Here is an 11,206-nt window from a genome sequence, read left to right as displayed (position 1 = left end):
ATCAATCCGTACTTAAAAGATACGGCAGATAATAACAGCTCAGCCAAAACCGCTTTGATTTGAATCACGACCCCAAGGCCTCCCTGGCCGCCAACTCCTCGAAATGAAACGTATGGAACGCCTTGGACCCGCCGCGCTAAAGCTGCTGCATCATCTTGCGCACGCCGGCCACGTGCCGCCGGCTGACAATCAGCGCATCGCCATTGAGGCCCTTGAGGAACAGTTGGAAATGCCCAAGGGGGGTGCGTTGCAAACGCTCGATCCGCTCGCGGGCCACGAGGGCGTTGCGGTGGATGCGTACGAAACGTTCGCCGAACTCGTCTTCGAGGGCCTTGAGTGGCTCATCCAACAACACCTCGCCACTCTCATGGCGCAGGGTCACGTATTTATGGTCGGCTATAAAGTAGACCACCTGGTTCAACGGGATCAGCTCGATGCCTTTGCGGGTACGCGCACTGATATGGCTGCGCGGGCCGCTACCGCTTTCGGCGGCCGGACGGGTCAACGCCGCCAGTTGCACACGGTTGGGCCGCTCAGCCTTGCGCAAGGCTTCGAGCAACGCCTCGGCCGCCACCGGCTTGACCAGGTAGCCCACGTCACCGGCCTGCAACACCTCGGGTGGGAAGTCATCCCGGGTGGTACAGAACACCACGGCGGGTGGTGACTCTCGTTCGCACAACTTCGCCGCCACTTGCAGGCCGTCCAGCCCTGGCATGCGAATGTCGAGCAGCACGATATCCGGCTTGTGGCTGTCAATAAGGGCCAATGCCTCTTCGCCATTGGTGGCGCTCGGCTCCAGGACACTGTAACCCTCGAGTTCGCCAACCATTCGGCTCAGGCGCTCGCGGGCCAGTGGTTCGTCATCAACGATCAGGACATTCATATTGCGCTGGATTCCTGCGTGAGTCTCGCACAAGGATAGCGTAGACAGGGGAAGTGACATCCGTCACCGCGATCCACGCTAAGACTCGTTCGAGGGCCAAAAAGTGCCGCGAGGCGGTTGCCTATCTTTACCAGCGCTTGCCGACCGATGCCCGAGGCCCGTTGTCGCACGGCGTCGCCGTAGGGATTGTTAACTGTCGATCTGACCAATATGAGCTCCCCCTTCTTATCTATATCCGCTGCGCCATGGGTGGAAAAAGCAAAAGTCCTACAGTCCACTGTAGACGGTTGCCACGACGATATTGCTCAATCGAAAAATATCGTTGCGCGAAAACCCGGTTGGATCCCAGGGGTCTATCGAAAAAACCTGCCGACCAGTGCCAGCGCCAGTCCCGGCAACCCTGCTATCATCCGCCGCAGCCTTTAACCGCTACTTTCTCTACAGCCGATCACGAGCGAATTCATGAGCACTGACAAGACCAATCAGTCCTGGGGCGGCCGCTTCAGTGAACCCGTCGACGCCTTCGTCGCCCGCTTCACCGCCTCCGTCAACTTTGACCAGCGCCTGTATCGCCACGACATCATGGGCTCGATCGCCCACGCCACCATGCTGGCCAAGGTCGGCGTGCTGACCGATGCCGAGCGCGACAGCATCATCGACGGCCTGAAGACCATCGAGACTGAAATCGAGGCCGGCCAGTTCGACTGGCGCGTCGACCTTGAAGACGTGCACATGAACATCGAAGCGCGCCTGACCGACCGCATCGGCGTGACGGGCAAGAAACTGCACACCGGCCGCAGCCGCAACGACCAGGTCGCCACCGACATCCGCCTGTGGTTGCGCGATGAGATCGACCTGATCCTGGCCGAAATCACTCGCCTGCAAAAAGGCCTGCTGGAGCAAGCCGAGCGCGAGGCCGAGAGCATCATGCCGGGCTTCACGCACCTGCAAACCGCCCAACCTGTAACGTTTGGGCATCACATGCTGGCCTGGTTCGAAATGCTCAGCCGCGACTACGAGCGCCTGGTGGACTGCCGCAAGCGCACCAACCGCATGCCCCTGGGCAGCGCCGCGCTGGCCGGCACCACGTACCCGATCGACCGTGAATACACCGCGCAGTTGCTAGGCTTCGACGCCGTGGGCGGCAACTCGCTGGATAACGTCTCGGACCGCGATTTCGCCATCGAATTCTGCGCCGCCGCGAGCATCGCGATGATGCACCTGTCGCGCTTCTCCGAAGAGCTGGTGCTGTGGACCAGTGCGCAATTCCAATTCATCGATTTGCCCGACCGCTTCTGCACCGGCAGTTCGATCATGCCGCAAAAGAAAAACCCCGACGTGCCGGAACTGGTGCGGGGCAAGAGTGGCCGGGTGTTCGGCGCACTGATGGGCCTGCTGACCCTGATGAAAGGCCAGCCGCTGGCCTACAACAAGGACAACCAGGAAGACAAGGAACCGCTGTTCGACGCCGCCGACACCTTGCGCGACTCGCTGCGGGCCTTCGCCGACATGATCCCGGCCATCAAGCCCAAGCACGCGGTGATGCGCGAAGCGGCCCTGCGCGGCTTCTCCACCGCCACGGACCTGGCCGATTACCTGGTGCGCCGTGGCCTGCCGTTCCGCGACTGCCATGAGATCGTCGGCCATGCCGTGAAGTACGGCGTGGACAGCGGCAAGGACCTGGCGGAAATGAGCCTGGACGAACTGCGCCAGTTCAGCGACCAGATCGAGCAGGACGTGTTTGCCGTGCTGACCCTCGAAGGCTCGGTCAATGCCCGTGACCACATCGGCGGCACCGCGCCGGCGCAGGTCAAGGCAGCCGTAGTACGCGGCCAGGCGTTGCTCGCCAGCCGCTAAAAGCCAAAAGCCAAAAGCATCGCGAGCAGGCTCGCTCCCACAGTGGATCTTCAGTGAACACATATTTTGTGACCATGGAGATCAAATGTGGGAGCGAGCCTGCTCGCGATGACTCACTTCAAAACACCTCAAAACTCACTTCTTGGCGGCAATCATCGCCAAAAACGCCGGCATCTCTGCCTCCCGATCCGCAGCGATCCGCCGCACGTTCGGATTCTGCTCCAAGCGCTCCATCAGCGCCTTGGCCGCCGGCATGTCTGCCAGCAGGTCGATATCGAACAACTTCCTGCCCACCTGGCAGGCCGGCGAGACGCTGTAGAAGAAATACAGATCGGCAATGGTCAGACTATCGCCCGCCACGTAGGGCGCGAATTTGCCGTGCCGACCGAGCGAGGCGAACCCCTGCCGCAATTCGTCTTTGCTCTTTTCCTTGATGGCATCGGGCACCGTCATGCCGAAAAATGCCTCGGCAAAGCAAGCCCGCGCCGGCAACTCGATGTACAACTCGATCTCCCTGCACAAGGCCAATACCTGGGCGCGCTCGAACGGGTCACTGGGCAGCAGGGCCTTGCCTGGCTGGGTTTGCTCGATGTACTCGAGGATCACGCTGGTTTCGTTGATAAACCCCTGCTCGGCTTTCAACACCGGCACCTTCCCGCGCGGGCTGATGGCCCACGCTTCGGCGGTCTGGTTGGGGTAGAACGGCACTTCTTCGAAGGGCAGGCCCTTCTCCAACAGCGCCAGCTTGACCATGTTGTAATAGTTACTGACAGAGAAACCATAAAGCTCGATCATTACAAAGCCTCCAGGCCGTGCGGGGTTGGCAGCATTGCGTTATAGACCGTCGGGGTATTTCTTGCCAGGCGCATCACGCCGCTGAATGCAGGTAAACTGGCGACCTTTCTCCCAGGAGCCTGCCATGAGCGAGCCAACCGACATCGACAACGACGAAGAAGAATTCGTCGAGAACACGCTGATCCAGGCCATCGAAAACCAGATCGAAAGTGACAATCCGCCCGCAGCCAAGGCCACTTTCAACAAGTTGACCCTGGTCGGTTATGAGCGCGAAGAAATCCTCAACCTGATGGCCCATGTGCTGGCGGTGGAGATCGATGCGATCCTGGAAGAGGATCGCCCGTTCAATACCGAGTGGTACGAAGCCGCCTTGCGCGCGTTGCCTGAGTTGCCGCCAGAGAAGAAGTGAACGGTGCTTGCTCCCGCTCGGCTGCGCCCTGTTGGAGCTGCCGAAGGCTGCGATCTTTTGATCTTGATCTTTCGCTCTCGACTCAAGTGTCTGGGACAAGATCGCAGCCTCGTTGCACTCGTCAGCTCCTACGCTGCTTCTGCGGGGCCACAAAAAATGCTTTCAAGCAAAAAAGCATGACACTGAGACTGGACAGGCCGGCCGAGTGCGCTCACCTTAGTGACGCTGTCGACCAAATTCCTAGAAAGTCTGGAGTCCTTATGTCGCTTACCCCTGAGCTGGTTGCCGAACTGGAAATCCTCGCACTCTTCAACCTGGACAGTTCCCAGGAAGGCCTGAAAATTCATCAGACCGCTGCCCCTAAAGCGATTGCCGCTGCCCAACGCCTGTTCGAAAAAGATCTGATCACCCAGCCCGACGGTGGTTACCTGACCAGCCTGGGCCGAGATGCCGCCCAAAACGTACAAACCGTCCTGACGATACTCAGCGTGCAAGAAGCCGCCTGATCCCCCCTGTCGCCCACGGAAATCTCCTTTACGGGATTTCCGTAGGCGCACGGGTGCCTTGCGTAAAAAACCGGCATCCGAATTCTGTTTTCAGCTTAAGAATTCCCAAGATCGGGCGCTAACCTGCCATCACCCCCACGTTCGACGCCGCGAGCCGGTTTGAGCTGACATGACCCGCAATCACGAAATACGCCCCGATCTGGACGAGGGAATCGACCGCAAGGTCTTGAGCCAGTTGCGCGCACGTTTTCTCAAGCTCAACACCGTGCGGATGGAGCGCGCCCTCGAAGGCCTGTCGCCGCGCCAGCAAGGCGTGCTGACGTTGCTGCCGCTGTTCTTCCACGTCAACCATCCGCTGCTGCCCGGCTACGTTTCCGGCAGCACGCCTGCCGGGCTGTCGAACTACGAGCCTGACGCCAATATCCTTGCCGAAGCCCAGCGGCTGACCCGTTCGTTTTCCTACAAGCCCCGGCACGGCAGCAACCCGCCACGGCCGATCCTTGGCCTGTTCCTGATGGGCAGCCTCGGCACCCTGGCCCAAGCCGACCAGAGCGACATGGACGTGTGGGTGTGCCACGGGCCGGACCTGAGCGACGATGAACTGGCCGAGCTGCGCAAGAAATGCCAGTTGCTGGAGATCTGGGCCGCGACCCAGGGCGCCGAAGCCCACTTTTTCCTGATCGACCCGGCGCGTTTCGTAAGGGGTGACCGTGACAACCAGCTCAGTTCCGACGATTGCGGCACGACCCAGCATTACCTGTTGCTGGACGAGTTCTACCGCACCGCGATCTGGCTGGCCGGGCGCACGCCGATCTGGTGGCTGGTGCCGGTCTATGAAGAAGAGAACTATGAGCAGTACACCCATACGCTGATGTCCAAGCGTTTCATTCGCGCCGATGAAACCCTGGACCTGGGGCACCTGGCCTACATTCCGCCAGGCGAATTCGTCGGTGCCGGGCTCTGGCAGCTGTTCAAAGGTATCGAGTCGCCCTACAAGTCCGTGCTCAAGCTGCTGCTGACCGAGGTCTATGCCAGCGAACACCCGAATGTCCGCTGCCTGAGCTTACGCTTCAAACAGGCCGTGTTTGCCAATCGCCTGGACCTCGAAGAGCTGGACCCGTACATGCTGGTCTACCGCCGCATCGAGGAATACCTCAATGCCCGCGGCGAATCCGAACGCCTGGAGTTGATCCGCCGCGCGCTGTACCTGAAGGTCAATCGCAAGCTCACCGGCCAGACGCGCAGCAGCGGCTGGCAACGGGTACTGCTCGAGCGACTGGCTCGGGAATGGGCCTGGGACCAGCGTCAACTGGCGCTGCTGGACAGCCGCAGCCAATGGAAAGTCCGCCAGGTCAGCCACGAGCGACGGGCCCTGGTCAACGAGCTCACCCACAGTTACCGCTTCCTGACTCAGTTCGCCCGCACCGAGAAAACCGTCAGCCTGATCAATAAGCGCGATCTCAACGTGCTTGGCCGGCGGTTGTATGCGGCCTTCGAGCGCAAGGCCGACAAGGTCGAGTTCATCAACCCTGGCATCGCGCCGGACTTGGCCGAAGACACCCTGACGCTGGTCCAGTCGCCCAACAAGAAAGAACCGGGGCAGAACCAGTGGGCGCTGTACAACGGCAGCCTCAACGCCCTGGAGTGGGAGAATTTCGCGCCGATCAAGCGCTGCCGCGAGCTGCTGGAACTGCTGACCTGGTGCCATCGCAACGGCGTGATCGACAGCAGCACGCGCCTGGCGCTGCACCCAGGCGACAGCGACCTGAGCGAGTTCGAACTGTTCAACCTGCTGGGCAGCCTGCAGCAGTCCATCGCCCTGCCCTTGACCACGGTGGATGAAGCACAGTTGCTGCGCGCCAGCGTGCCCAGCGAAGTGCTGATTCTGGTGAACGTCGGCGTCGACCCGCTCAAGCACCACCGCGACCTGAATATCCTGATGACCACCGAGCGCACCGACTCCCTGAGTTATGCCGGGGTCCGGGAGAACCTGGTGCTGACCCTCGACCAGGTCACGCTCAACAGCTGGAATGAGGTGCTGGTCAACCGTTTTGACGGCGAACACGCCCTGCTCGACTGCCTGCGCGATTACCTCAACGACCTGCCCGTCACCCAGCACCAGCCACGCTTGCAGGTGCGCTGTTTCTGCCACAACCGCGCCCAATTCATTGCGCGGCGCGTCGAGGAAGTCATCGACACGGCGCAGACCCTGCTGCTGAGCAGGCTCAATCACCGCTATCTGCTTCAGGTCCAGCAGCACTATCACGTGCTGGAACTGGTGCCCGGCCAGGTCAATCACGTGGCGCTGGGCAGCCTGTCGGCGCTGATGGATTACCTGGGCGAGGAACTGACGGCCTACAGCCCCTTGCACCTGGACCCGATGGCCCTGGAAGACCACGACCTGGCGCTGATCCTGCCCATGGGCCAGCCCGAGTGCATCCAGGTGTTCTACCGGACCAACGAAGACGAAGCCGATCTGTATGTGCTCGATGAGTTCAACGCACTGTGGCAGCAACACGTGCCGTATCACGACGAACAAAGCCTGCTGGTGCCGCTGCAGCGCTTTTTGCAATCGGTGCTGTACCGTCGCGATGCCCTGCTGCCGCTGGATGTCGCCCAGCCGCTGACCCTGGAAACCCTGTACTACCAGTTATTGCCCTCAGGCAGCGGCCGGGCGCGACGGATCGAAGCGCGGCAAGCCCCGCAGATGCTGGTCAACAAGCCGTTCTATGACGTGCAGGCGATCATCGGCAAAGCGGCGCACGGGCAGGTACACGTCACCCTGTATTGCGATCAGCAGGAGTTTTCCGAACTGGAACATGGCGACCAACTGTTCCGCGTGGTCGCCAGGGAGATCGTCGAACAGCGCCGCGAAGCCCAGCGCTATCGCTGCTACATCACCGACCTGGATCTCTCGGGCCTGGTGGGCGACGGCGCCTGTTCAAGCAATTTGTACCTGCGCTACAAGGCCGACCTGGAACGCGCCCTGAACGAGGCACTGAACCAGGTCTGAGACGGGTTCAGAACGCGCAGTCGCCGCCATTGACCGGCTGCGACTCGACCTCCAGCAACGTCAGCTTCAGCGTCTTGCCACCCGGGGCCGGCCAGTCGATGTGCTGGCCGACCTTCAGGCCCAGCAACGCACTGCCCACTGGCGCCAGGATCGAAATCCGGCCTTCGTCGGCATTGGCGTCCTGTGGATAAACCAGCGTCAGGTGATAGTCCTTGCCGCTGCTTTCTTCGCGGCAGTGCACGCGCGAGTTCATGGTCACGACATCGGCAGGCACTTCTTCGTGGCCCACCACGTTCTCGGCGCGATCCAGTTCGGTTTGCAGCGCAATCACGCCCGGCAGCGTTTCATCAAGGCTGTCGATCAGGCGTTCCAGACGCTGTACGTCCAGACGGGTAAGGGTAATGGAAGGTGCGGTCATGATCCTGGCAGACTCCTTTCTTCTGCACAAAAAAAGCAAAACCCCGCCACAAAAAGGCGGGGTTTTCACGGGCCTCGATAAGTGGAGGCGTAGCTGGACACTACCACAGCTCAATAAATAAACAACTCGGGACAAATCTACCCATTGTCATGGGGAGCAGAATTACTGTGGCGAGGGGATTGTGGGAGCAAGGCTTGCCCGCGATGAATACAGCGAGGTCTCTCTGGAACCGAGGCGCTTGTATCGCGAGCAAGCTTTACTCCCACAGGGTTGCTAGGCAAGCCTTGCTCCCACACAGTGGGCGATCACACCAGAGATTTGCGTTTAGCCGCCTCGGCGCAGATGACCCGCCGACGTTCGTCGTCGGCCGAGCGCCATTCGCGGATATCTTCCACGTGGCGCAAGCAACCGAGGCAGACCTTCTGTTCATCCAGCTTGCACACGCCGGTACACGGCGACGGCACGGCCGGGCTGACGTTGCTGTAGAGCGGCTTGGGAGGCCGTATCGGGGCTGTCTGGCTCACGCCGTCACAGGCCTTCGAAATCGAGTTCCGCGCCAGCCTGCTGCTTGACGATGCGCTCGAGCATCTCGCCCAACTGCTCTTCGCTCTTGTCGCACATCCAGCGTTCGCTTTCTTCGTCGTAGTCGAAATGAAAGCCACCGGAGACCGCCGCCAGCCACAATTGCCGCAACGGTTCCTGGCGACTGAAAATCAACTGGCTGCCGTTTTCGAACTTGACGGTGAGAACACCGGCGGAGATTTCCAGGTCAATGTCCAGGCCACTGTCATCGAACACATCCTCCAGCGTTTGCTGGGTCGCATCGACCAGGTCGTGGAAACGGGCTTCAGTCAAACTCATTGCGGCAACCTCGAAAATGTCTGCTCATGCTCAAGCGCCGCAAGATACGGACGCTTCCCGGCGATTGCAAAGGATATACCCACTGACGACCACCAGCGCCGCCGGACGGGCGCCCCGTTGCATAGGCAAGCTGACGGGTGGCCGGTATACTCCGGCGCAATTAAAGCATTTTCAAGGATTTCGCCATGAAGCGCCTGATCTCTTCCCTTGCTGCGCTCGTCGCGGTTGCCTGCCTCGTGACAGCCTGTGGTCAAAAAGGTCCGCTGTACCTGCCTGATGACAGCAAGTCTCCCGAAGAACAAGCAGAACAGGCCAAGTCGTCGCAATCCAAGTCGCACTCGCACGATACCCACACCACTTACTAAGGGAACGCCATGGACGCTTTTAACTACCGTGGCGGGGAGCTGTTCGCGGAAGGGGTTGCCCTGTCCGCGATCGCCGAACGTTTCGGCACGCCGACCTATGTCTACTCCCGCGCTCACATCGAAGCCCAGTACCGCACGTTCGCCGATGCCCTCGAGGGCATGCCGCACCTGGTGTGTTTCGCTGTAAAAGCCAACTCCAACCTGGGTGTGCTCAATGTCCTGGCGCGCCTGGGCGCCGGTTTCGACATCGTCTCCGGTGGCGAGCTCGAACGTGTGCTGGCCGCTGGCGGCAGCGCCGACAAGATCGTGTTCTCCGGCGTCGGCAAGACCCGTGAAGACATGCGTCGCGCCCTGGAAGTTGGCGTGCACTGCTTCAACATCGAGTCCACCGACGAACTGGAGCGCCTGCAAATCGTCGCCGCCGAGCTGGGCGTCCGCGCGCCGGTCTCCCTGCGCGTGAACCCGGACGTCGACGCTGGCACCCACCCGTACATTTCCACCGGTCTCAAGGAAAACAAGTTCGGCATCGCCATTGCCGACGCCGAAGATGTGTACGTGCGCGCCGCCCAACTGCCGAACCTGGAAGTGCTGGGCGTCGATTGCCACATCGGCTCGCAACTGACCACCCTGGAGCCTTTCATCGATGCCCTCGACCGCCTGCTGGCGCTGGTCGACCGCCTCGGCGACTGCGGCATCTACCTGCGTCATATCGATTTGGGCGGCGGTGTCGGCGTGCGCTACCGCGACGAAGAGCCGCCGCTGGTGGCCGACTACATCAAGGCCGTGCGTGAGCGCCTCGACGGGCGTGACCTGGCGCTGATGTTCGAACCGGGCCGCTACATCGTCGCCAACGCCGGCGTGCTGCTGACCCAGGTCGAGTACCTCAAGCACACCGAGCACAAGGATTTCGCCATCGTCGACGCGGCGATGAACGACCTGATCCGCCCGGCGCTGTACCAGGCGTGGATGGACGTCACCGCCGTGCGCCCTCGCGACACCGCGGCACGCAGCTACGACATCGTCGGCCCGATCTGCGAAACCGGTGACTTCCTGGCCAAGGGTCGGGAGCTGGCGCTGGAAGAAGGCGATCTGCTGGCCGTGCATTCGGCCGGTGCCTACGGGTTTGTCATGAGTTCCAACTACAACACCCGCGGCCGCTGCGCCGAGGTGCTGGTGGACGGTGATCAGGCATTTGAAGTGCGTCGCCGCGAGACGGTAGCCGAGTTGTTTGCCGGCGAAAGCCTGCTGCCGGAGTAAGACCATGCTGCTGCGTTTTACCAAGATGCACGGCCTGGGCAATGACTTCATGGTCCTCGACCTGGTCAGCCAGCACGCGCACATCCTGCCCAAGCACGCCAAGCAATGGGGGGACCGGCACACCGGTATCGGTTTCGACCAATTGTTGATCGTCGAGGCACCCAATAACCCGGACGTGGATTTCCGCTATCGGATCTTCAACGCCGACGGTTCGGAAGTGGAGCAATGCGGCAACGGCGCGCGCTGCTTCGCCCGCTTCGTGCTGGACAAGCGCCTGACCGCCAAGCGGCAGATCCGCGTCGAGACCAAGAGCGGCATCATCGAACTGGATGTGCGCAGCGACGGCCAGATCGGCGTCAACATGGGCGCTCCGCGCCTGGTACCGGCGGACATTCCCTTCCAGGCACCTGCCCAGGCCTTGAGCTATCAGGTGGATGTCGACGACACCACGGTGGAACTGGCAGCGGTCTCCATGGGCAACCCCCATGCCGTGCTGCGCGTGACAGATATCAACAGTGCCCCGGTGCATGAGCTGGGGCCGAAAATCGAGCATCATCCGCGCTTCCCCGCGCGAGTGAACGTCGGTTTCCTGCAAGTCATCGACCGCCACCGCGCACAATTGCGCGTCTGGGAACGCGGCGCCGGGGAAACCCAGGCCTGCGGTACCGGCGCCTGTGCGGCCGCAGTCGCTGCGATCAGCCAGGGGTGGATGGATTCGCCGTTGTTGATCGACCTGCCCGGCGGGCGCCTGTCCATCGAATGGGCAGGCCCTGGCCAACCGGTGATGATGACCGGCCCGGCAGTGCGCGTATACGAAGGACAAATTCGTCTTTGAGTGAGCC

12 protein-coding genes and 1 pseudogene are annotated in these 11,206 nt (G+C 61.3%); 7 read left to right on the top strand and 6 right to left on the bottom strand.

Going from position 1 to position 11,206, the window contains the following annotated elements:
• Positions 1-136: 136 nt before the first annotated feature.
• Both B0E42_RS20840 and B0E42_RS31540 read right to left on the bottom strand, forming a co-directional pair.
• Positions 137-883 carry a LytTR family DNA-binding domain-containing protein gene (locus tag B0E42_RS20840; protein ID WP_014340814.1) on the bottom strand — a complete coding sequence of 249 codons (747 nt, stop codon included), beginning with the start codon at positions 881-883 and terminating at the stop codon, positions 137-139.
• Positions 880-1,211 (bottom strand): annotated as a pseudogene (locus tag B0E42_RS31540) (sensor histidine kinase); the annotation flags it as partial. The gene B0E42_RS20840 and the pseudogene B0E42_RS31540, both read right to left, overlap by 4 nt.
• Before the next feature lie 134 nt (positions 1,212-1,345).
• Here B0E42_RS31540 and argH point away from each other — a divergent pair.
• Positions 1,346-2,740 (top strand): argininosuccinate lyase, encoded by a 1,395-nt coding sequence (gene argH / locus B0E42_RS20835; protein WP_014340815.1) that lies wholly within the window; start codon positions 1,346-1,348, stop codon positions 2,738-2,740.
• A 135-nt stretch (positions 2,741-2,875) separates the two neighbouring features.
• Here the strand turns inward: argH and B0E42_RS20830 are convergent, their stop codons facing one another.
• The gene (locus tag B0E42_RS20830; RefSeq protein ID WP_077507209.1) at positions 2,876-3,535 is read right to left on the bottom strand and encodes a glutathione S-transferase family protein; all 660 of its coding nucleotides are present in this window, start codon (positions 3,533-3,535) and stop codon (positions 2,876-2,878) included.
• A 124-nt stretch (positions 3,536-3,659) separates the two neighbouring features.
• Between B0E42_RS20830 and B0E42_RS20825 the strand changes: the two genes are divergently transcribed.
• The 3 genes from B0E42_RS20825 (at position 3,660) to B0E42_RS20815 (ending at position 7,463) form a co-directional block, all read left to right on the top strand.
• Positions 3,660-3,944: a hypothetical protein gene (locus B0E42_RS20825; RefSeq protein ID WP_024618144.1), complete on the top strand. Its 285-nt coding sequence runs from the start codon at positions 3,660-3,662 to the stop codon at positions 3,942-3,944.
• Between the two features lie 260 nt (positions 3,945-4,204).
• Positions 4,205-4,450, top strand: coding sequence for a TIGR02647 family protein (locus B0E42_RS20820; protein WP_018605410.1), 246 nt, complete (start codon positions 4,205-4,207; stop codon positions 4,448-4,450).
• A 169-nt stretch (positions 4,451-4,619) separates the two neighbouring features.
• Positions 4,620-7,463, top strand: a complete 2,844-nt coding sequence (locus B0E42_RS20815; protein WP_077507208.1) for a class I adenylate cyclase — start codon at positions 4,620-4,622, stop codon at positions 7,461-7,463.
• A 7-nt stretch (positions 7,464-7,470) separates the two neighbouring features.
• On the opposite strand, the gene rnk is transcribed toward B0E42_RS20815, so the two are convergent.
• The 3 genes from rnk to cyaY form a co-directional block, all read right to left on the bottom strand.
• A complete protein-coding gene (gene rnk / locus B0E42_RS20810; RefSeq protein ID WP_014340819.1) occupies positions 7,471-7,881 on the bottom strand; it encodes a nucleoside diphosphate kinase regulator in 411 nt (136 codons plus the stop codon).
• A gap of 305 nt (positions 7,882-8,186) precedes the next feature.
• Entirely contained in the window at positions 8,187-8,405 is a 219-nt protein-coding gene (locus tag B0E42_RS20805) for a DUF1289 domain-containing protein (protein ID WP_018605415.1), read from the bottom strand.
• Positions 8,406-8,409: 4 nt separating this feature from the next.
• Positions 8,410-8,742, bottom strand: coding sequence for an iron donor protein CyaY (gene cyaY / locus B0E42_RS20800; RefSeq protein WP_018605417.1), 333 nt, complete (start codon positions 8,740-8,742; stop codon positions 8,410-8,412).
• A gap of 185 nt (positions 8,743-8,927) precedes the next feature.
• Here cyaY and B0E42_RS20790 point away from each other — a divergent pair, with 185 nt between their 5' ends.
• Genes B0E42_RS20790 through dapF form a run of 3 tightly spaced genes read left to right on the top strand, consistent with a single transcriptional unit; the run spans position 8,928 to position 11,199 of the window.
• Positions 8,928-9,107 carry a lipoprotein gene (locus tag B0E42_RS20790; RefSeq protein WP_018605419.1) on the top strand — a complete coding sequence of 60 codons (180 nt, stop codon included), beginning with the start codon at positions 8,928-8,930 and terminating at the stop codon, positions 9,105-9,107.
• A gap of 9 nt (positions 9,108-9,116) precedes the next feature.
• The gene (gene lysA, locus B0E42_RS20785; protein ID WP_018605421.1) at positions 9,117-10,364 is read left to right on the top strand and encodes a diaminopimelate decarboxylase; all 1,248 of its coding nucleotides are present in this window, start codon (positions 9,117-9,119) and stop codon (positions 10,362-10,364) included.
• Between the two features lie 4 nt (positions 10,365-10,368).
• The gene (gene dapF / locus B0E42_RS20780; RefSeq protein WP_053182966.1) at positions 10,369-11,199 is read left to right on the top strand and encodes a diaminopimelate epimerase; all 831 of its coding nucleotides are present in this window, start codon (positions 10,369-10,371) and stop codon (positions 11,197-11,199) included.
• Positions 11,200-11,206 lie beyond the last annotated feature (7 nt).

The organism is Pseudomonas sp. A25(2017), from assembly GCF_002001065.1.
Classification (GTDB): domain Bacteria; phylum Pseudomonadota; class Gammaproteobacteria; order Pseudomonadales; family Pseudomonadaceae; genus Aquipseudomonas; species Aquipseudomonas kilonensis.
Note: the sequence above shows the minus strand (reverse complement) of the source record. Positions and strands in the feature narration are given on the sequence as shown.